Origin of the sequence: Chelatococcus asaccharovorans (assembly GCF_003201475.1) — a bacterium.
In the GTDB taxonomy this organism is placed as follows: Bacteria; Pseudomonadota; Alphaproteobacteria; order Rhizobiales; family Beijerinckiaceae; genus Chelatococcus; species Chelatococcus asaccharovorans.
Genome location: NZ_QJJK01000002.1, coordinates 586462 through 607908, shown reverse-complemented (window position 1 = coordinate 607908; position 21447 = coordinate 586462). Strand labels below are relative to the sequence as shown.

Here is a 21447-nt window from a genome sequence, read left to right as displayed (position 1 = left end):
GCGAACGAACGCTCGCTTTATTATTGAGCTGGCGCGCGTCAGGCCACCCCAGCGGCGGCGAGCCCGCGGCGCGCGAACTGGCGCGAGAGCGGCCCCACCCGCGCCGCATCCTCTGACGCGGCGTTGCCGGCGCGCGCCCGGTCGGCAATCCCGATGAATATGACTGCGAAACGGAACAGCGCGAAGGCAACGTGGAAAGGAGCCAACGCGGGGCCTGCCCCGGCGACGGCGCGATAGCGTTCGACGAATTCCTCCTGTTCGGGCAGGCCAAGCTCGGGCCGGTCACGTCCCAGAATGCCGCCGTATTCGTCCGGCGCCGTATGCCAGGGCATGCAGGCAAACCCGAGATCGGCCATCGGATGGCCCAGCGTCGACAGTTCCCAGTCGAGAATGGCCACCACCCGCGGTTCGACGGGATGGAACAGCAGGTTGCCGAGGCGATAGTCGCCATGAGCGATCGACAGCGCGCCATCATCGGGCGGCATCGCCTCTTCCAACCACAGGATGAGCGCATCGAGCTCGGCAATCCGCGTGCTGGGCGACTCGGCATATTGCCGGGACCAACGGGCCAACTGCCGCCGGAAATAATCACCGGCCTTGCCGAAATCGCCCAGGTTCACGGCGTCCGGGCGCACGGCATGCAGCGCCGCCAGCGCCTCGGCTGCGGCAAAATACATCGGCCGCCGCTCCGCCGGCGCAGCCGCCGCCAGGGCGCAGTCGTGGAACGCGCGCCCCTCGATCCGCTCCATCAGGTAGAAGGGCGTCCCGATGACCGTATCGTCCGCGCAGAACAGGATCGTCTCGGGGACGGGCACCGACGTCAGCCGCAGCGCCTGCAGCACCCTGAACTCCCGATCGATGGCATGGGCGCCGGGCAGGAGCACGCCTTCCGGCTTCTTGCGCAGCACCATGCGCCGGTTGCCGTGATCGACGAAATAGGTCGGATTGGACTGGCCGCCGCCAACCCTTTCCAGATGCAGCGGCGCCACGCCGAATTCCGCGTCGAGATGGTCACGCAGCCTGTCCAGGGCGAAGCTGCTCGCCACAGTCTGATCAGCCATTGTCTGTCACCCGCATTGCGGTGCCGTTCGCGGCTAGGAGCGGCAGGCTAGTGGTTCGCTTCCAACATTTGCATCCCATGTGTATCGGCCCCGACAGCAAATGTTGGAAGCAGAGAACCACTCGGATGTTTATGATTCCGCGACCGGCCACGACCAGAAGTCGGGCCCCTCGGCATTCAAGAGCTTGTTCAGCACCATCATGTGAACCTCGTCCGCGCCGTCAACCAGCCGTGCCTGACGGGCGTAGCGATAGATCCATTCGGCCACGGTATCCTTGGAATAGCCCCGCGCGCCATTCACCTGAATCGCCCCATCGGCCGCGTTGTGCAGTAGATTGGCGACATGAATTTTGGCCATTGAGGTCTCCTTGCGCGCGAAAGAGCCCTGGTCCAGCGCCCAGGCGGCTTTCATCACCAGGAGCCGACCGATCTCGATGTCCATTGCCAAGCGGCCGAGCAGCATCTGGATCGACTCGCGGTCCGCGAGCCGCGCGCCAAAAGCCGATCGTTCGGCGGCATAGCTGCCCGCGATTTCCAGACAGCGCTTGGCAAGCCCCAGCCAGCGCATGCAATGGGTCAGCCGCGCTGTTCCCAGCCGGATCTGGGTGACTTTCAGCCCGTCGCCCTCGCTGAGCAACATGTTTTCGGCCGGGACTTCCAGGCCCTCGAACACAAGCTCGCAGTGGCCGCCGTGTTCCTCGGGGCCCATGATCGGAATGCGCCGCTCCACGCGCCAGCCGGGATCGTTGCGATCAAACAGGAAAGCCGTGAGTCCGCGCCGCGGATCGTCCGACGTCCGTGCCACCACGATGAAATGCTGCGCCCCATCGGCCCCTGTGATGAACCACTTGCGGCCTGTGATCACATAGGTGTTGCCCCGGCGTTGCGCCGTCGTCCGGATCATCGAGGGGTCGGAACCTCCCCCCGGCATCGGCTCGGTCATCGCGAAGGATGAGCGTACCCGGCCGGACGCGATCGGCTCCAGCCAGCGGGTGCGCTGTTCCGGCGTGCCGACGGCCTCCAGCAGCATCATATTGCCATCATCCGGAGCGGCCGCGTTGAAGACCACCGGCCCGAAGATCGAGCGGTTCATGGCCTCGTAACACACTGCCATACCAACCCGCCCGAGGCCCTGGCCGCCGTTCTCGGACCGCAGTTGCAGGCACCATAATCCCTCGGCGCGTGCCTTCGCCCGCAGTTCTTCGGCAAGGTCGAACCGGATGTTTTCGTGCGTGTCGTAGTTTGCCGGGTTGCCTTCCAGCGGCAGCAGATGCGTCTCCACAAAACGAGAGATGCGGGCGCGGTAGCGGTCGATCTGCCGGGAAATCCTGTAGTCCATTGCGCTTCCCTGAGAATGCGGTCCGAGAGCATCTTCGCGCGAAGCGGACACCGGTTCGCGTGGCGAAAATGCGTGAAAACAATAACTTAGAGCGGCGAGACGAGATGTCCCCCATCGACGACTAGAGATGTCCCGGTCATGAAGCTGCCGGCGGCCGACACCAGCAGCAGCAGCGCACCGTCCAATTCCTCCGGGCGCCCCAATCGCCTCTGCGGGATGCGCTTGATCAGCGCTTGACCGGCCTCGCTCCGGAAGAAGTCGCGATTGAGATCTGTTTCGATATAGCCGGGGCATAGAGCATTGACGCGGATTCCATGACGGGCCCACTCCACCGCCAGCACCTCGGTCAGGCGCACAAGTCCGGCCTTGCTCGCGGCATAGGCGGCGAGGTTCCCCGCGACACGGTGGCCGAGGATCGAGGCGACATTGACGATTGCGCCGCCCCGCCCCGCAGCAACGAGCCGTTCTGCAACGGCGCGCGAGACAAGAAAGGCGCCGCGCAAGTTGGTGTTCTGCGTGCTGTCCCAATCCGCGCAGGAGAGCGCCAGCGCCGGCTTGGCAGGGCTGATCCCCGCGGCATTGACCAGGATCTCAGGCGGTTGCGGCAGCCCGGCGATCGCCAGTTCGACCGCTTCAGCATCCGTCACGTCGAGCGGCAGGGCCGAGGCGGAGCCACCCGCGGCCGCAATTTCCGCGCACAAGCCATCCAGTGCCTCCCGGCGCCGTGCCGCCACGATGACCTCTGCCCCGCAGGCGGCCAGGAGCAGCGCGAAATGCCGCCCCAGACCCGACGACGCGCCGGTCACCAGCGCACTCATTCCCCTCAGTTTCATGTTCTTGCCATTTTTCGAGCGAGTGCTCGCTTTATATCTGAAGCGCGAAACTTTGCAAGCGCCTTCCCGCGCAAGCGTCTGGAGAAAGGGATCGGACAGCGTCGGCAAGGGGCCCAACTCAGCGCAGATGCAGTGTGAAGGGAATTCTATGCCATCCTTCAAGCTGGTGATTCGGCTTGCTAATTTTCTGGCAGGGCCAGCCGCGAACAGCGGATCGGCACGGGCGGCACGGGCGGCACGGGCGGCTTGTGCGCGCGAAGCGGCAACCGGTTCACGTGAAGACCATGCGCAGAAACGAAGACCTAAAGTACCGCCGGTGAGCCGGGGTTTACAGAACCTGACCTAAGCCTGCGGCCGCGGGGTCTCCTCCGCGCGGCTGCCAGGTCTCACGCCAATGGCCGCCTCGATGAACGCGCAGACCATTTCAGAGTATTCCGGCGCAGAAATGCTCCGTCGCCGCCATTTCGACCGCTTCACATACCAGTCTTGCAACATTGGCTTGATCAGCGAGGCGGTGAATTCCGGTCGGTCGATCGCGAACACACCCGCATCGACGCCCCGGCTCAGAACATCGGAAAAAACCCGTTCGGTCCATTCCTCACTTTTGACAGCCATTTTTCGCCCGACCGGCGGAAAGGACTTGGCCTCCATGAACGAGAAGACAAACCATGGCAGCATGGTTTCGGTCAAAGTCACATGAGCCTTGATGAGCCAGCGCAGATGGGCGGCCGGATCGCCCGCGACCGAGGCCGGGGCGCTTTCGAGCACGGCCGTGACCGAGGTCGACACCTGCCCCAGGATCATCATCAACAGCGTATCCTTGCTGTCAAAATAGGAATATAATCCCCCCATACTGACGCCCGAGACGATGGAGATCTCGCGCAACGATGTGGCGTGGAAACCTTGCTTGTTCGAAAGTTTGAGAATGGTGTCGACGATCTTGGCGAGTTTCGCCACCGCGACATGCGGCTTGCGCGTGCGGATTGTGCTCTGATGCTGTTCGAGGATGGCCGAGCAGAGACCATTCATCGAGAAGTCGCCGATGCGCGTCAGCTCCACCTGCTCGTCAATCACTGCATATCCCTCAGCCACCACCGCCGTACCACCGAATCTTCACCCCGCATGACGTGATAGGCTCGAGAGTGCCTCACGTTTCTTTAGCCTTTACGCGCCTTCTGAGGCAACCGCTTGCGTTTTCCCATCGGGACGCGTCGCGAATCCGGACCTTTTCAGCGACGTGACATCCACCCTCGTCATTCCAGAGGCGGGCCGCAAAGCCCAAGCCCGGGACGGCGGCGGATTTTCCCTATCAAATCAGCATGGTCCAGCCGGTGCGCGACGCGGTCAGGCTCACGGTAGCCTGCGCCGGTTCGCGTCGAACAGCGTTGTCTTGGAGGGAGTGGCTGCGATCGCCTCACCAGGGGCCGGCAGCCCGACGCGACGCCGGCCTGGGCGGTACCGACTATCCCGTCAAGCCGGATCGCGGTGCTGGCCGCCAGCCGTGGCCGGCCGGACCGGCACATCGACGCGATGGAGAAGCGCGCGCCCGGCGGCGAAGCGGCTGGCGTTTTCGGCGACAAGCGCGGCCAGACGCCCATCGAGGGCGCCGCTGCCAAAGCCCGCGATATGCGGGGTGATGATGGTGTTGGGTGTCGTCCAGAGCGGATCGGTCGCGGGCAGTGGCTCCGGCTCCGTGACATCGAGGGCGGCGCCCCCCAATCGACCTGCCTTGAGAGCCTCCGCGAGCGCCACCCCATCCACCGTTCCGCCGCGCGAGACGTTGACCAGCACGGCATGGGCGGGCAGACGGGCAAGCCTATCCGCGTCGATGATATGCCGCGTCTCTTGGGAAAGCGGCAGCGTCACGATCAGCGCGTCACTTTCAGGCAGAAGCCGGTCCAACTCGCCAACCGCGGCCATGCGATCAGGCGCCGGGCCGGCCTCCGCCGGCTTGCCGCTGCGGGTGACGCCAACGACATGCGCGCCGAACGGGCGCAGACGTGTCGCGATGTCCCGCCCGATGCTGCCAAAGCCAAGGACGGTGACGGTCTTGCCTTCCAACGAGCTGAGGCGCGGACGTATACCCGCATCCCAGCGCCGTTCATCCTGGGCCTGGTGGCAATCCGTCAGCCGCCGCACTAGGGCCAAGAGCAGCATCACGGCGTGTTCGGCAACGGTCGGCGACCAGCACTCGCCCGCATTAGTGAGCACGGTTCCCGCCGGGATGCCGTGAAGCCGAGCCCCGTCGTAACCGGCGGAGAGGAACTGGATCCACTTGAGCGCGCCGCCATGACGGCACAGCTCATCGGCAAATTCCGCCGTATAAAGACCCGGATTGCTCATCACCAGAGCGTCCGCGCCGTCGATCGCCTGGTGAAGATCCTGCACGTCGGCAACCAGCCGCACGTCGCCGAAGGGCGCGAGAGAAGCCGCGATGCTATCGCGCGCGATGCTGGTCAGCAGCGCCGCCTTCATGACTGTGCGGGCGAATCTGAGGCTTTATTTGCAGTCTTCTTGGCGAGACGGTCACCAAAGCGAGCAATATCTACGATGAATCTGTCGTGACTGCATGTCCCGATCTTTTCATGCTCATCATGGGCATCGAGCGCGAAACTCACCCGCTTGCCCTCGACTCCGGTGATCCGCGCGATGATCGTCACGCGCTCGCCGAGCGGCGTTGCTGCCAGATGCTGCAGCGATGCGCCAGTCCCGACCGAGCCTTCGCCGGCCGCCAGACGATCCGCCATGGCAGCGATAGCCGCCTTCTCGAACAAGCCGAGGAGCGCGGGCGTCGCCAGCACCGGGAAACCGGGATTGCCATGCTGCTCGGCGCTCATCTCCGGCGTAACGACAAACGTGGACTTATGCTCGCTCATGGAGAATTCCTTCGAAGATCGCGTATCAATGGGCTGGCTGCGTTGACGTGGAACGGCGCGGAATGATCAGCGCATCGACCGCCACGCATCCCCGGCCGCGCTCCAACACCTTGATCGGGTTCACATCAATTTCGTCGATGCTGTCCCGGTTGGCCCATGCAAAATCGGCAAGGGCATAGATATTCGCCGCCAGCGCCTCGATATCGGCAGGCGGCGCGCCGCGCACACCATTGAGAACCTGAGCCGCCACGGATGTTTCCGCAATCATGGCCTCGGCATCGCCCTGCCGCAGCGGCAGCGGCCTCAAGGAGATATCGCGCAGGACCTCGACGAGCGTCCCGCCCAGGCCGAAGGCGAGGACCAGTCCGAACTCGGGATCCCGGTTCACGCCCGCAAACACCTCGACGCCGCCGGGCACCATTTCCTGCATGAGCATGCCTTGAACGACAGGCTGGCCCGGCACGGCCTTCAAACGGTCTTCGAGACGGGCCCATGCGGCACGAAGCTCCGCCTCGTCCCGGATGTTCAGCGCGACGAGACCGTATTCGGACTTATGAGCAATGTCGTCGGATGCAACCTTCAGCACCACGGCGCCGCCAAATTTGGCGAAGGCCGCCGTCGCCTCGTCCAACGAGCGCGCCAGGCATTCCCGGGTCACCGAGACGCCGGCTTCGGCGAGCAGCACTTTGGCATCCCGCTCGTTGATCGTGGCGCGGTCAGTCGCGATTGCTGTCGCCTTCAAGCTGACATGGCGCTCCGGCAAGGGCGGACGCGCCCAGTGCGCCAGCTTCCTGACAGCCCCCAGTCCTTCGACGATGCCGCTCAGCACGCCGCCGGCCCCGGCCGCCCGCATGATCGCCTCCTGGTCCCGCCGAAAAACGCCGGCACGGGTAGACAACAGAAAAAAGGGCTTGTCGCTCGCGCGCGCCGCATCGGCAACCATATGCGCATAGACGAGATCCTCGGCGGGTTCGTCGAGCGGGTGCCCATCCATGCCGTCGCAGAGAAGCGCGACCGCGTCGTAATGCGGGGATCGGCCAAGCACACGGAGCGCGTGGGGATAATTCGTGTTGGGGTCGCCCGAACCCCAGGCGTCGAGCGGATTTCCATCGCCCGTTATGCGGCCGACGACAGATTCGACCTCTTCGCGCTCGGTGGGAGCCAGTGCAGGAAGGTCGAAGCCCGCTTGCTCGGCGATATCGAGCACGAGTTCCGCCTGCCCGCCGGAGCCGGTCATGACCGCAAGCCGCGAGCCCGCGGGGTAGCGCCCGCCCTGCACCGCCGCCAGCACCTCTGTCATCGCCCCGAGCGTCTCCACCTCGATCGCGCGATGGGCAGCGAGCACGGCACTGAAGACCCGCGATTCGCCGGCGAGGCCGCCCGTATGCGTCGTGATGGAATGCTTGGCGCGTGCGCTTTTGCCCACCTTCAGGGCGACGACAGGCTTGCCGGCATCGGCCGCACGATCGAGGAGCGCAACGAAGCGGTCCGGATCGCGCACGGACTCCAGGAACAGGGCGATGGTGCGCGTCTCAGGGTCGGCGATCATGTAGTCCATGAAATCGCAGGTCGTCAGGACCGCCTCATTGCCGGACGAGACGATGTGGCTGAAACCGAAGCGGCGGCAATCCGAGGCCAAGGCGATGCAGATCGCCCCGCTCTGGGAAATCAGGCCCACATTCCCATTCACCCCGGCTGGGTCGAGCACCTCATGCAGGTAGGTGGAGGTGCGAGTCGAGGGGCTCAGCGCGCCCATGCAATTGGGGCCGCAGAGTGCGATGCCCGCCTCGTTGCTCAATCCCGTGATGAACGCGCCAAGCTTCTGGGCCTCGGGATCGCTCGATTCCGAGAACCCTCCGGCATAGATCGCCGCCGCGCCGACACCTTTCTCGGCAGCGTCCTGAAAGGCCGTCGGCAAATGCGCGTTCCCGAGGCAGAAGGCCACCGTATCGATATGGCCTGGTACGTCCGTCAGGCGCGGAAACGCCTGATATCCAAGGATCACGTCGCGCTTGGGATTGATCGGATAGATCGCTCCCGGAAATCCCATGCGCTGCAGCGAAACGATGATATTGCGTCCAGCAGACGGTCGTTCAGAGGCGCCGACGATCGCAATCGACCGGGCATTCAGCAAGGCATCGATTGTCATGGGAGCTCCGGGCGACAGGCGATCACGTCTTAAACTGGTTGGAACGCCAGCCGAGCGCGGCCTTGAAGCCGTCGCGCTCGACCATGCTGTTGAATTCGCGGCCGACCTGCGTTTCCGTGGCATAGAGAGCCGCCACGATGTCGTGACCGGCATTGATGGCGTTACGGAAGCCGGCGGCCTCGAGCCCGCGTTTCAGGGCCAGTTTCGTGCGCATCAGGACCTCGGGGCCGACGAGCGACAGCCGTTTCGCATAAGCGTGCGTCGCCGCGGACAGGGTGTCGGCCGGAACGACCTTGTTCACAATGCCATACGCGTGAGCAACCTCGGCGGTGATATGATCGCCGAAATAGATGAATTCGCGGGCGCGCCTGAAGCCGGCGATCCACGGCATGATGAAGGCCGGACCCGCATAGCCCAGCCTCACTTCCGGCTCGCCAAACTTGGCCGTGTCGGCCGCGATCACCAGATCGCAGAACATGGCAAGTTGGCAGCCACCGCCGAGCGCATGCCCCTGAACCGAAGCGATCACCGGCTTGGCCGCCTCGAACGGCGCCATCTCGGACCTGACGCTGCCGGCGAGGTGCTCATGCCAATTGATGGCGTTTTCCTCGTGATTGTCTTCGTCATCGCCGGAAATATCGTGTCCGGCACAGAAGCTGCGCCCCTCGCCGCGCAGCACTGTGACGCATGTCTCCTTGTCACGATCGGCTTCGGCGAAGGCCTCGACCAGCATGGCCTTCATTGGCTCGGAAATTGCGTTTAGCTTGTCGGGCCTGTTGAGGACGACATAGCCAATGCCGTCCTTTCGCTCATAATAGATGGGTCGTGTGTCGGACATGCGGGCTCAACTCCCGAAAGGCGGTCGGTCCACGATAGGGTCGGCGAGCGCCAGGACGATGGGACCTTGATAACGCTGGACCAAAGCGCAGATCAAGATTTTTTATTCCTATTAACAACCATCCGCCGGCCAAAGAGCCTCTCGCCCTAGCCGTTAATACGTTGTTTTTTAATGATTCTCTGGAGGCCAGCGGATCGGCGGCGCGACCGCTGAATAATTTTTTGAAGCGGATATGTTGAACATTATTAAATATGCGGCTAGGCTGAGCCCACTCATGCGAGTTTCATAATTCCAGCGGGATAACTCGCAGAACGTCCGACCAGACGGACATGAGGGGAAATCATAATGGGCAACGAACAGTTCTCAAGCACCATGAACCGTCGCAGCTTTCTCGGCGCAGCGGGAGCCGCCGGCCTCACGATAGGCTTCGGCGCGCCCGCGCAGGCCCAGTCAAAGGAATTTGTGTCGACGGTGTTTGGCGGCGTCTATGAGCGCGAATACCGTAAGCACATCATCGACCCGTTCGAGAAAGAAACCGGCATCAAGGTTTTGACCAAGACAGGATTGTCGAGTGAATGGCTGACAAATTCCATCGTCAATCGCAGATCTCCGGAAATTGATCTTCTTCTTCTGCCCTATCCCGATAGTATCAAGGCGACGATGGAAGGCCTCGGGATGCCGTTGACCGTCGCTGATATCCCGAATATTTCCCAGATCGCACCCGAATGGTATGACCAGTACGACAAGGCCGGCATTGGCCTCGATTATGTCGGATACGGCATCGCCTATCGCGAAGACCTCGTGCCGACGCCGCCCAAGTCCTGGCAGGACCTGTGGAATCCCGCCTATAAGGGCAAGGTGACCGTCCCGGAGATCGGCCAGTGGGGTTCATGGGAGCTGCTCGTCGTCGCCGCGCGCCTCAACGGCGGAAGTGAAGACAATATGGAGCCTGCCTTTGCCGCGCTGAAGCGTCTCAAGCCCAATATCAAACAGTTCTTCAAAAGCGGTGTCGATATCGCTAACCTGCTCGGCAGTGGCGAGGCCTGGGTTTGCGGCATGACGACAAATATTCCGGCCTATGGATTGATCGATGCCGGCAAGCCGGTCAAGTTCATCTATCCGTCCGAAGGCGCAATGGCGGGTGCAGTATCTTACCACATTGCGAAGAACTCCAAGAACGCCGACGCATGCAAGAAATTCATCAATTTCGCGCTCGGCAAGGATGTGCAAGAGAACTTCTGCAACGGCGTCGTGGCCGCACCGACGAATATCAATGCGGTCGTCAACGAACGGACCCGGCAGCGCGTGCCCTCGCGTGAGCATCTCCAGCTGTTCAGCTGGGCCAAGATCATTCCCCAGATGTCGGAGCTTGCCGACCGCTGGAATCAGGAGGTCGCCTTTTGACAAGAGGGCGCGTTTTTGAAATGAGATTCAACCAGCGTATGAGTTGACCCATCAATGACGCGTTCCATCTTTCCTCCTGCAGCAGACACAGCCGTTTTCATCCTGTGCGGATCGGCTCAAGATGCCTCGCTCCAGGACGGCTGGCGACAGGACGGCTGGCGCCAGGCTGCGGGAGAACGCGGCTGGCTCATCCTGGACCTCCATGAGGTCGCTGCGCCCGACGGGCCCTGGTGCGGTCCAGCCGCACCAGGCCAGCCCAACGGCTGCCGCGTGGTTCCGGATATGGACGCCCGCCGATTTGTCATCCATGGTGATGCGGCCGGCGTTTATCTGGTGTCTTGCGTCGATCTGCTCTTGCGAACGCATGGGGTATCCCGCCTGCTCTTCACCGGCAGCTGGAACCCGGAGTTTCGCCGGACCCTCGACACCTTCGCCGGCCTGCAGGGCTACGCGATCGAATGGCGGACCGGGCCGTTTGACGACCGCATCGATCAAGCGCGCGACCTCAGCGACCGGCCGCCCACCGTCCTGCCGGATCTGGCCGCGCGGGTGTCGCCTCGTCACGCGGCTCTCGTCCTGATCGATTTCCAGAACGATTTCTGCGCCGATGCAGGGGCGACCGGGCGCAGCGGCCAGCCGATGACGATGATCAAGGCCGCCGTCGAGCGCACCCGCGACCTGCTTGCGGCGGCCCGCAAGGCCGGCCTCTGCATTGTTCACGTCCGCGCGGAATACGGGGAAGCTTTCAGGTCGATCGGGTCCCCCTACCGTTTTCCGACGCCCGGCGGCCGGGAACCTGCGGTCTGGACAGCATCCGCAGCCGACCTTTCACAGGTGGACCGCTTCGCGAATACCGCGGTCGAGGTCTGCCTGTCCGGAAGTTGGGGAGCCGAATTCGTCGATGGCATGGAGCCCCAGGCCGATGAAGCCGTGATTGCCAAACATCGTTTCGGCGCCTTCGCCGACACGGGACTTGATCGGCTTCTGCGCGCGCGCGGCATCTCCAGCCTGATCGTCGCCGGTGTGACGACCAATTGTTGCGTGGAGACGACGGCGCGCGAGGCGGTGATGCGCGGCTTTCATCTGGTCGTGGCGGAGGATTGTGTCGCGGTCAAGGACCACCTCGCTGATCTCCACCGCGCAACCCTCGAGTCTCTCGGGCTTTATTTCGGTCTGGTCCGACCTTCAGACGTCATCATGGCGCAGTGGGCTCAAAGCGAATTCGCAAAGGGCACTGTCCTTTCGCCGGCGTGAGCGCGGCAGTCCCGAGGATTACCGAAGTCATGTCATCCGTTCTGGCTATCAAGCCACTCTCGAATACACCCGCCTCGACGCGGCGCGTCCGGCATGTGGACAAGTCTACATTCCTCGTACTGCCCGCCTGTATCGTCATTGCGGCTGCTCTGCTTATCCCTCTTGCCAATGTACTCTTGCTCAGCCTGAACCGGTCACAGCCCGGCGTCATCGAGCTCAGCAGCAATTTCACGCTCGCCAACTATACCCGCTTCCTCTGGTCGCCCTTCTACATGCGGGTCCTCGGCAAGACCGTCTACATCGCCGCCATGACGACGACGCTCTGCACGGTATTCGGGGCCATCCTGGCGATGGCCATCTGGCGGGCGCCGCAGCATCTGCGCGGCGTGATCGTCATCGTGGTGATCTCGCCGCTCCTGGTGAGTATCGTCACGCGAACCTTCGGCTGGATGATCGTCCTCGGCGACAACGGGCTGATCAATTCCACCTTGATGTCGCTCGGCGTGATCAATGAACCGCTACGCCTCATGTTCACCGACGGCGCCGTCATCGTCGGGCTCCTGCACGTCTTCCTGCCGTTGATGGTCTTACCCATTCTCACGGCTCTCGACCGGATCGACCCGAATGTCCCGCAGGCTGCCAACACGCTGGGCGCCAGCCGGTTCACCACGGCGACCGAGGTGGTCCTGCCGCTGGCGGCACCCGGCCTTGTCAGCGGCATCACCATCGTCTTCAGCCTGTCGATGTCATCCTATATCACGCCGGCCCTCATGGGCGGGCCCGATTCCGGCATGATCACGACGCTGATCTATCAGCAGTTCGTCGTCACCTTTAACTGGCAGTTCGGCGCTACGCTGGTCGCGATCCTGCTGGCGGTATCGCTCGTTCTCGTGGCCGTGATCCTTTTTGAATTCGCGCGGCGAACGCGCAAGTGGATGGTGCGGCAATGACCGACATCGTGCAAGGCTATAGCTTCCGCATCGTCGTCTGGGCGCTCTACATCTTTCTCTTGGCTCCGCTCGTCTGTGTCGTCATCGTATCGTTCAACTACGAGCCGGTGCAGAGCTTCCCGCCTTCTGCCTGGTCGCTGCGCTGGTATGGCGAGGCGTTGCGCAACAGCAATTTCGTCAACGGCGCCTTCGTCAGTGCCTGGGTTGCCCTGGGAGCGACCCTCATCGCCACACCGATCGGTGTGATGGCGGCGCTCGGACTTTGGAGCAGTTCCTCGCGGTTCAAGCCCGCGCTCGAGGCCCTCTTCATCGCCCCGATCATCGTGCCGGGGCTCGTGACGGGCATTTCCCTGCTCGTGGCCCTCTCAGCCGTGGAGATGCGGGCTGCCCCCGTCAAGCTTCTGATAGGGCATGTGCTGATCGTGCTGCCCTATGTCATCCGGACGACGCTCGCGAGCCTTGCGCAGATCAATCCGTCGCTCAAGGAAGCGGCCGAAACCCTCGGTGCCAGCTATCGCCAGACATTGTTCGAAATCATCCTGCCGCTGGTGCGGCCGGGCATCGTGGCGGGAATGATCTTCGGTTTCATTCTGTCCTTCGATGACGTCAATGTCTCGCTCTTCCTGGTCGATGCGCGGACGACGACGCTCCCGATCTCGGTGATGTCGTATCTGCAATACAGTTTTGATCCGTCGGTCGCCGCGATTTCCTCGCTCATGATTGCGATGACCTTTGTGATCACCCTTGTGCTCGAACGCATGTTCGGCCTCAAACGGCTTTTTGCAGGACACTGATATGGCGCAGGTCGCACTCAAGAACATCGTCGCGCGCTACGGCAGCTTCCTCGCCGTTGATCATGTCTCACTGACAATCGAGTCGGGCCAGTTCGTCACGCTCCTGGGTCCGAGCGGCTGCGGCAAGAGCAGCACGCTGCGCATCGTCGCGGGTCTCCTGCAGCCTGATGAAGGCGCGGTCGAGTTCGATGGTCGCAACGTCACCGCGGTAAGCGCGGCCAAGCGCAACATCGGCATGGTTTTCCAGAGCCTGGCGCTGTTCCCGCACATGACGGTCACCGATAACGTCGCCTTCGGCCTGCGCATGAAGAAGATGCCGCAGGCGGACATCGAGAACCAGGTTCGACGGATGCTCCAGATCGTCCGGCTCGACCATCTCGCGGATCGCTATCCGGCGCAGATGTCCGGCGGACAACAGCAGCGTGTGGCCCTCGCGCGGGCGCTCGCCGTGACGCCAAGCATCCTCATTCTGGACGAGCCCTTCGGCGCTTTGGATCGCAAACTCCGCGAGGCGATGCAGGTCGAGTTGCACGCACTCACCCGCCAGTTGGGCATCACCGCGCTCTTCGTGACCCACGACCAGGAAGAAGCGCTGATGCTCAGCGATTCCATCGCCGTCATGAACAAGGGGCGCGTCGAACAATTCGGTACCCCGGCAGAGATCTATCGCGCGCCGCGAACGGAGTTCGTGGCCGATTTCATGGGCATGACCAACTTCCTGCCGGGCGAAGTCGTCGATTCAGATTCGAGCTCGGCCAAGGTCCGGGTGGGATCGGCTGTGTTCTCCACGAGCGTAAAGGACACAATCGCGCCGGGCGAGGCAGTAAAGCTGGCGATACGGCCCGAGAAAGTCATGATCGGGCATCTATCGGCGGCGGATATGTGTTTCCTCGAAGGACATATTCGGCAGATCACCTATCACGGAAATGCATCCCGCTATGTCGTAGACCTCCCGGATGGGGGATCCATCATCGCCCTTCAGCAGCAGAGCCCGGAGGCGAGCCTCGCGGTCGGCAGCAATGTCCGGGCGCACTGGAGCCCGGAGGACATCCATCTCTTCCGGGCGTAACGCAGCTCATCCCCTCATCTCCCCACACAGCGGGCGGCTGGCGACATACGCCTCTCCAGGACGACGAACTGCGTTACCACCCGTTCATAGGGACGTGCCGGCGTCGCCAAAATTGATCCACAAGGCCGTCGCTTCCTTCTTCGTGTGGTTCCATATGCGATGCGGCCGGTTGGAATCGTAGGAGATCAGATCGCCCTCACCCAGTATATAGGCGGTCCCATCCAGCTCGACGGTAAGACTACCGCTCAAGATGAAGCCGTGCTCATAGCCGGCATGCGCCCGCAGAACAGGTGAACTGCTTGTATTGGGTCTGTAGTGGGTCGTGGAGATCAATGCACCGTTGAGGGCATCGTCACGGAGCACGCGTCGCAGGAGCCGCTGCGACGTCTCGACGGCAACAACATCACGGGATCGCACAACGACATCATTTGTCACCCATTTGCCATCGGAAATCAGGTCGCCGACGCTGACGCCAAGCGCGTGACTGATAGCAATCAGTGACCCTATCGACGGGATCGTTCGGCCGCGTTCAACCAGGCTCAACATCGACGGCGTGAGGCTCGTCTGGTCGCTGAGCATCTGCAGGGTCATCCGCCTGGTCGTGCGGATGGTGCGGATTCGGTCCCCGATTTGGGGTAGGAGCTGCGCGGCCGCCTCGCTTGCGGCGGTCGTCGCACTTCCCGGGTCTTTGCGTCGAATACGGGCCAACGGTTTCCCCACTTTAAATCCGAGTGAAGACTACACGATTCCGGCGTCCGAGGCACGCGGTCTGCTGAGCCGGCGTGCCCTGCAAGAAATTGCCGAAATCGGTCCGGCAATGCCGGCTTCGCCGACGCGGGCTTTCCCTTCGAATCAGCGGATGAGCTTGCTGAGTGCCTTGAAATGAGGAGAAGCCGCCGTGCGCATCCATTCAAAGACAACCATCTCCGTCGTGACGATTGAAACGGATGCGGCCGCGAGGCGCGAGAGGGCCGTCTGTACGCTGGTCGCCCTGCGTGACGAAACGGCATCGGCAACGACGAAAACCTCGAAACCATCCCGCTGAAGGTCCATCGCGGTCTGCAGAACGCAGACATGCGCCTCGAGGCCGATGAGGACGATCTGTCCGCTCGCGTTCAGATCGAACCATTCCCGCATTCGGGGCTCGAGAGCGCAGGAGAACGTCGTTTTCGACAACCTCGGGACATCCGGTGCGAGGCTCGTGATCGGCGCGATCGTCGATCCCAGCCCTTGCGGATACTGCTCGCTGATGAGGCTCGGAACACCAAGCGTGCGTGCCGCTTGCAGGACGATCGCGGCATTCCGGACGAAACTCTCCTGCGCGTCCATGGCGGGAAGAAGCTTCTCCTGGATGTCGACCACCAAAAGTCGGCATCGATCGCGATCGAGCAGCGGCATACCTGCACTCCGTGCATTGGAAATTTGAATGACAATAAAAAATATCGAACACCATCACAATAGCTATAAGTTTGCCCGGATTGGATCGTGCCGCGCGGACCGACGATCCACGGAAAGCGGCAGACGGCGACGCTCGAACATCGCGGGCGAAACCTGCAACCTATCCAGTGACGCTGCGTTCACAGGCGCACAGATCTCGGATCTGGATCACGCCGTGTACAATAAACCGCCGAATTGCAGCGCGCCGCCTGCGATGTGAGGCTGGATCTAGCTGTCGCATTCGCTTCCCGAGAGCCGGGCATCTCGGCACGGATCAGAGCCCGGCCGGAAGAAATCCAGCTGCAAAAGCGTCGACAGGGGATCCGCGCTGATAGCCCAGCTGCGCGGAAATCTCGGATGCCGTCGCCTCGACCATGGCGAGCAGATCCGCCTCCCGCTCGGGCGAAAAGCGATACATTGGCAAGGTCACGGTCACCGCAGCCCTGGCCCGGCCATCCATGTCCCGCACGATTGCAGCGACGGCGCCCACGTCGATCGCGAATTCCCCCCGGTTCACGGCTCTCCCCACGCTGCGTATCTGCGGCAGCTCGCGCGCCAGGACAGCCGGATCGGTACAGGTGTTCTCCGTATAACGTGTGAGCGGCTCCGCCAGAATGTGCTCGATCTCCCCCGGTGAGGCAAAGGCCAGCAGCAACTTGCCGGAAGCCGTGCAATGGGCCGGGTTACTTTGCCCAGGCGCTGCATAGTGGGTGATCGCGTTGGTGCCGAGGGCCTGGAAAACGCTGATCGCCTGCGCGCCATCCCAGACACTGAGATTCACCGTCTCACCGGAACGCTCGGCGAGCGCGGTGATCCGGCTACGCGCGACTTGCGGGAGGCCCGTGCCGGACAGAAGGGGCGCGGCCAGGGCCACGAGCCCGAAGCTCAGCCGCACGCCATCGGTTTGCGGATTGCGCTCCACGAGATGCTCGGCCACGAGCGTGGCGATCAGCCGCGAGACGGAGCTCTTGTGGAGACCCACACGCCGCGCCGCCTCTGAAATGCTGATTTCCGGCTGTGCCTGCGCGATGCAACGCAGCAATTCCACGGCATGGCGCACGGCGTGGACGGTCGGCTCACGCTTGGCCGTTCTTTGAGCGGAAGGCTGCTTATTTTTTACGCTCATGGTCGCTTGCCAAACCTTGACTGAATCGGACGCGGCGTGGAACTATAGTTCTGCGCAACGACGTTGCGCAATAGCCAACACATAATAATCCGCGAAGCGCGGTCAATCAATCGGTACGGTGGCATGCAAGCGATGGAAACGTTTCGCCAGTTGCTCGACTGGATGGATCAGAAGGGCGATGTCGCCACGGTGTCACGCATCGTCGATCCCCGGCACGAACTGACGGCGGTGATGCGGCACATGCAGAAGGGCGACAACAAGGCGCTTCTGTTCAAGAATGTTAAAGGCAGCGAAATCCCCGTCGCCACCAATGTCTTCGGCTTCCGCAGCGCCGTGGCCGCCGCGCTGGGCCTCGAGGAAGGCAACCTGCTGCGCACTCTTGTCGCGCAGGAAAACCGCCGTTTGCCGGTCGATCGGGTCACGGATGCTCCTGTGCAGGAGATCGTCAAGATCGGCGCGGAGATCGACGTCGCGCGCGACCTGCCGCAGATCGTCTATGCCGAACATGACGCCGGCGCCTATATCACGGCCGGCGTGCTCATCGCCCCCCATCCCGAGACCGGCGTGTACAACGCGTCGTGGAACCGCTGCCAGCTTGTCGGCGACGACAAGCTGCGCGTGCGCATGATGCCGCCGCAACATCTCGGCCGCTATCACGCCGAGGCGGAAGCCAAGGGCCAGAACCTTCCCTGCGCCATCGTCATCGGCGCCCCTCCCGGCCTCATGTTCTCGGCGGCATCCAAGGTGCCCTACGAGGTGGACGAGCTCGAGGTCGCCGGCGCCTGGCAGGGCAAGCCGCTGCGTGTCACGCGCTGCAAGACCATCCCCGTCGATGTGCCGGCCGATGCGGAAATCGTCATCGAGGGCGAGGTCATCTGCGGCACGCGCGAAGATGAAGGACCGTTCGGCGAATTCACCGACGGCTATGTGCCGGTGATGAAGAACCACGTTTTCAAGGTGAAGGCCATCACCCGCCGGCGCGACGCGGTCTATCACGCCATCCTCGCCGGCGGCACCGAGGATCTCAACCTGGTCGGCGTGCCGATCCAGACCGAGATTTACAAGAAGGTCTCGGCCTTCGTGCCGAAGATCAAGGATATCGCGACACCGGGCTATGTCTTCGGCTGCGTCATCGCCATCGAGAAGCAGAACGAGGACCAGCCAAAGAACGCGTTGCTGGCGGCCATCGGCGGCTATTCCTGGACGAAGGTGGTCGTTGTCGTCGACGAGGACGTCGATCCCTTCAATGCCGCCGACGTGCTTTGGGCCATCCAGACCCGCTGCACGCCGGAGACCGGGATCTATACGGTGCCACGCATTCCGAGCTACACGCGCGAGGATGTGCGTGACGTCCACCGCGGCAAGGTCGGCATCGACGCGACCGTGCCGGTCCATCTCAAGGGATTGTTCGAACGCAGGCGTTTCCCCGGTGAGGAAAGCGTCCGCCTGGAGGATTACATCGATGTCGGGCATTAGTATCGAACGGATCGGCGAGGCGCTCGACCACCTCGTCACGGCACCGATGTCGAACTGGACGATCCTCAAGGACATCCCGCTGCTCAAGCTCTACGCTGCGGCGCGCGAGAAGGCAGGCGGCCAGCCATTGACGCTCGCCGCGAGCCGGCTGCTCGCCGACAATGTCGGTGAAGGCGACACGGTGCTCATTCTCTCGGGCTTCATCATGCGCGGCTATGGCCGGCCGGAGACCGACGGGCCGATCGGCGCCGCCGTCATCGCCAAGGCGCTTGCCGTCGGCCTCGGCGCGATCCCGGTCGGCGTGTCGGAAGACTCCGTCGTGCCCTGCATGGAGGCCTGCTTCTCCACGACAGGGCTCATTCCGGCCTCGCTCGACGAGATCCATTCCGCGCGCAATCGCTGCGCGCTGGTGGGCTTTCCAGTCGACCCGGCAGACGCCGAGGTTGCCGCGATCGCCCTTCTCGACCGCCTGCAGCCGAAAGCTCTGGTCGCCGTGGAGCGGCCGGGCGCCGGCAGCGACGGCGCGTATCACGGCGGCGGCGGCTTCGAGATTTCGTCCTTCACGGCCAAGACCGACATCCTTTTCGCCGAGGCGCGCAAGCGCGGCATCCCAACGATCGGCGTGGGCGATCTCGGCAACGAGCTCGGCATGGGCGTCGTCGCGGAGGAGGTGCGCCGCGAGGTGCCGCTCGGCGCGACCATCGCGGCGGTGCAGCCGGCGGATGTCGCGGTCATCGCCAATATTTCCAACTGGGGCGCCTACGGCATCGCCGCCTGTCTCGCGGCACTGACGGGCAACGACGCCGCCTTCCATGACGGCGCCGAGGAGGTGCGGCTGATCGAAGCCTGCGTGCGCGCCGGCGCGATCGATCCGGTCGGCGGCCAGTTGCGCCTTTATGTGGACGGCACCGACGCGCGCACCAATGCCGCGATGGTGGACCTGCTGCGCTCCCTCGTCGTGCTCAGCCAGCGGGAGAGCGGCAACATCGCGGGCTATCAGACATCCTGGCAGAAGCTGAAATGAACACCGCCTTCCCGAGGCCTGACAGCGCGCGCCGGGTGGGGCTCATCATCCCCTCCGTCAACGCCGTCATCGAGCCCGACTGTGCCGCGATCGCCCCGCCGGGCCTGACCTTCCACGCCACCCGCGTGATGCTGCGCGAGACCACCCCCGAGGGCTTGCGCGCGATGAATGAAGGCGTCGCCGCAGCCGCCACGCTGATCGCGTCCGTTTCTCCGGAGGTCGTCGCCTTCGCCTGCACAAGCGGCAGCTTCATCGACGGTGAGGCGGGGCTTTCACGGCAGATCGAGGCCATCGGCGCCATCACCGGCTGCCCGGTGGTCGCGACATCACGGGCGATCGTCGAGGCATGTGCGGCCCTTGGTTTGCGCCGCCTCGCGCTGGCCACGCCCTATCTCGACGTGATCAACGAAGCGGAAAGCCGCTTTCTCGCAGGCCGCGGCTTCACCGTCACCGCAGTGCGGGGGCTCGGCCTGTCCGGCAAGGCGATCCGCGAGGTGCCCCCCGCGGAGGTGGCCGCACTGGTACGCGCGACGGATACGCCGGACAGCGAGGCGATCTTCGTGAGCTGCACGGATTTCCGGGCTCTCGAAGTGGCCGGCGCCTTGGAGGCGGAGCTCGGCAAGCCCGTGCTGACCAGCAATCAGGTCACGCTCTGGGCGATCTTTCGCGCGTTGGGCGTCACGCCGAAGCTCCAGGGCTATGGGAGGCTCATGGCGTGACACTCAATCCGCGCAATGCCGAATTTGCCTCGGTCAGGCTCTACGAGGCCGAGACATCGGTGGCGACAATCGCCGCCAAGCATGGTCTCGACCCTGCCGCCATCCTGGACTTCTCGCTGAACGTCAATCCCTTCGGGCCGCCGCCGGCCGCCATTGCGGCCGCACAGGCCGCGCTTGCGACCAGTAATCTCTATCCGGACCTTAGGTTTGCCCGGCTCCGCCAGGCGGTGGCGCTGCGCCATGATGTTCCCGAAGATTGGCTCTTCTTCGGCGCCGGGCTTGACGACGTCATCAAGCTCGTCATCCATGCCTGGACCACCGAGGGCTGTACCGTCCTTGTCCACGTGCCGACCTTCCCGCGCTACGAGCTCGAGGCCAATCTGCGCGGCTGCCGCGTCGTCGCCGTCGAAAGCCCGTCGCCCGAAAAGACGGACCTCGCGGCCTTCGATGCCGCACTCGCCCGCGAGAACGTCGCGCTCGCCTTCATCTGCTCGCCGAACAACCCGACCGGCGAGCGCTTTGCGATCGAGGCGACTGCCGATCTCGCGACACGCCACGCGGATACGATCTTCGTGGTCGACGAGGCCTTGATCAATCCGGCCGAGGATGGCGCTATGGCCCTGCCCAAGCGGCTCTCCAACGTCGTGGTGCTCCGGACCTTTTCCAAATATTTCGGCCTGGCGGGACTGCGCATCGGCTATGCGGTGGCCGACCCTCATCTCGTTGCCGTGGCCGAGGTGGGACGTCCGCCTTTCAACATCGCGGCGCCTTCCGTCGAAGCCGCTGTGGCGGCTCTGGCGGACGAGGCATTTCTCGCAAGCTGCAAGCAAACCTTCACCGCCGAGAAGGATTTCTTCATCACAGCCATGGAGGCGACGCCGGGGATCTCCATCCGCGGCAGCAACGCCAATATGATCCTGATGGACCTCGCACATCACGCACCCGCGGCGGCGGCGGAAGCCCTCGCGTCCCAGGGCCTCGTCGTTGCGGACGCGACCTCATTCCGCGGCCTCGAAAATCATCGCGCCCTCAGGGTGTCGTTGCGCGGGCGGGCGGACAACGAACGGCTCGTCGCCGCCATCCGGACCATCGCTTAAGG

General features: G+C 63.5%; 20 protein-coding genes. 9 read left to right on the top strand and 11 right to left on the bottom strand.

Features of this window, described 5'->3' with window-relative positions; translation table 11 throughout:
- Nucleotides 1–38: 38 nt before the first annotated feature.
- The 8 genes from C7450_RS07285 to C7450_RS07250 form a co-directional block, all read right to left on the bottom strand.
- Nucleotides 39–1061, bottom strand: coding sequence for a phosphotransferase family protein (locus C7450_RS07285; protein ID WP_110373727.1), 1023 nt, complete (start codon nt 1059–1061; stop codon nt 39–41).
- 129 nt (nt 1062–1190) lie between these two features.
- Entirely contained in the window at nt 1191–2399 is a 1209-nt protein-coding gene (locus C7450_RS07280; RefSeq protein WP_110373726.1) for an acyl-CoA dehydrogenase family protein, read from the bottom strand.
- An 86-nt stretch (nt 2400–2485) separates the two neighbouring features.
- Nucleotides 2486–3217 carry an SDR family NAD(P)-dependent oxidoreductase gene (locus C7450_RS07275; RefSeq protein ID WP_245449513.1) on the bottom strand — a complete coding sequence of 244 codons (732 nt, stop codon included), beginning with the start codon at nt 3215–3217 and terminating at the stop codon, nt 2486–2488.
- Nucleotides 3218–3574: 357 nt separating this feature from the next.
- Entirely contained in the window at nt 3575–4189 is a 615-nt protein-coding gene (locus C7450_RS07270) for a TetR/AcrR family transcriptional regulator (protein WP_245449512.1), read from the bottom strand.
- 513 nt (nt 4190–4702) lie between these two features.
- Nucleotides 4703–5707 (bottom strand): D-2-hydroxyacid dehydrogenase, encoded by a 1005-nt coding sequence (locus tag C7450_RS07265; protein WP_110373725.1) that lies wholly within the window; start codon nt 5705–5707, stop codon nt 4703–4705.
- On the bottom strand, nt 5704–6108 hold the full coding sequence (locus C7450_RS07260; RefSeq protein WP_110373724.1) for a thioesterase family protein: 405 nt from the start codon (nt 6106–6108) through the stop codon (nt 5704–5706). Before C7450_RS07260 ends, C7450_RS07265 begins: the two co-directional genes overlap by 4 nt.
- 25 nt (nt 6109–6133) lie before the next feature.
- Nucleotides 6134–8257 carry an acetate--CoA ligase family protein gene (locus C7450_RS07255; RefSeq protein WP_170147121.1) on the bottom strand — a complete coding sequence of 708 codons (2124 nt, stop codon included), beginning with the start codon at nt 8255–8257 and terminating at the stop codon, nt 6134–6136.
- A 22-nt stretch (nt 8258–8279) separates the two neighbouring features.
- Nucleotides 8280–9095, bottom strand: coding sequence for an enoyl-CoA hydratase/isomerase family protein (locus C7450_RS07250; protein ID WP_110373722.1), 816 nt, complete (start codon nt 9093–9095; stop codon nt 8280–8282).
- 345 nt (nt 9096–9440) lie between these two features.
- On the opposite strand from C7450_RS07250, the gene C7450_RS07245 reads away from it, so the two are divergent.
- Genes C7450_RS07245 through C7450_RS07225 form a run of 5 tightly spaced genes read left to right on the top strand, consistent with a single transcriptional unit; the run spans nt 9441 to nt 14566 of the window.
- Nucleotides 9441–10499 carry an extracellular solute-binding protein gene (locus C7450_RS07245; protein WP_110373721.1) on the top strand — a complete coding sequence of 353 codons (1059 nt, stop codon included), beginning with the start codon at nt 9441–9443 and terminating at the stop codon, nt 10497–10499.
- A gap of 54 nt (nt 10500–10553) precedes the next feature.
- The gene (locus C7450_RS07240; protein ID WP_110373720.1) at nt 10554–11753 is read left to right on the top strand and encodes a cysteine hydrolase family protein; all 1200 of its coding nucleotides are present in this window, start codon (nt 10554–10556) and stop codon (nt 11751–11753) included.
- 29 nt (nt 11754–11782) lie between these two features.
- A complete protein-coding gene (locus C7450_RS07235) occupies nt 11783–12703 on the top strand; it encodes an ABC transporter permease (RefSeq protein ID WP_110373719.1) in 921 nt (306 codons plus the stop codon).
- Nucleotides 12700–13497, top strand: a complete 798-nt coding sequence (locus C7450_RS07230; RefSeq protein ID WP_110373718.1) for an ABC transporter permease — start codon at nt 12700–12702, stop codon at nt 13495–13497. Before C7450_RS07235 ends, C7450_RS07230 begins: the two co-directional genes overlap by 4 nt.
- Before the next feature lies 1 nt (nt 13498).
- Complete coding sequence (locus C7450_RS07225; protein WP_110373717.1) at nt 13499–14566, top strand: ABC transporter ATP-binding protein; 1068 nt, start codon at nt 13499–13501, stop codon at nt 14564–14566.
- A gap of 84 nt (nt 14567–14650) precedes the next feature.
- On the opposite strand, the gene C7450_RS07220 is transcribed toward C7450_RS07225, so the two are convergent.
- From C7450_RS07220 to C7450_RS07210, 3 genes are all read right to left on the bottom strand, one after another.
- On the bottom strand, nt 14651–15286 hold the full coding sequence (locus C7450_RS07220; protein WP_281064261.1) for a helix-turn-helix domain-containing protein: 636 nt from the start codon (nt 15284–15286) through the stop codon (nt 14651–14653).
- Between the two features lie 132 nt (nt 15287–15418).
- Nucleotides 15419–15964, bottom strand: a complete 546-nt coding sequence (locus C7450_RS07215) for an isochorismatase family protein (RefSeq protein WP_110373715.1) — start codon at nt 15962–15964, stop codon at nt 15419–15421.
- A gap of 313 nt (nt 15965–16277) precedes the next feature.
- Complete coding sequence (locus tag C7450_RS07210) at nt 16278–17129, bottom strand: IclR family transcriptional regulator (RefSeq protein ID WP_110373714.1); 852 nt, start codon at nt 17127–17129, stop codon at nt 16278–16280.
- A 132-nt stretch (nt 17130–17261) separates the two neighbouring features.
- On the opposite strand from C7450_RS07210, the gene C7450_RS07205 reads away from it, so the two are divergent.
- From C7450_RS07205 to C7450_RS07195, 4 genes are read left to right on the top strand one after another with little or no spacing between them, the layout of a single operon-like run.
- Nucleotides 17262–18605, top strand: a complete 1344-nt coding sequence (locus tag C7450_RS07205) for a UbiD family decarboxylase (RefSeq protein ID WP_170147120.1) — start codon at nt 17262–17264, stop codon at nt 18603–18605.
- The gene (locus C7450_RS07200) at nt 18592–19629 is read left to right on the top strand and encodes a DUF4392 domain-containing protein (protein WP_170147119.1); all 1038 of its coding nucleotides are present in this window, start codon (nt 18592–18594) and stop codon (nt 19627–19629) included. Before C7450_RS07205 ends, C7450_RS07200 begins: the two co-directional genes overlap by 14 nt.
- A complete protein-coding gene (locus tag C7450_RS33880; protein ID WP_170147118.1) occupies nt 19626–20348 on the top strand; it encodes a maleate cis-trans isomerase family protein in 723 nt (240 codons plus the stop codon). The genes C7450_RS07200 and C7450_RS33880 overlap by 4 nt, the downstream gene beginning before the upstream one ends.
- Nucleotides 20345–21445, top strand: coding sequence for a pyridoxal phosphate-dependent aminotransferase (locus C7450_RS07195; protein ID WP_170147117.1), 1101 nt, complete (start codon nt 20345–20347; stop codon nt 21443–21445). Before C7450_RS33880 ends, C7450_RS07195 begins: the two co-directional genes overlap by 4 nt.
- The last annotated feature ends 2 nt before the right edge of the window (nt 21446–21447 follow it).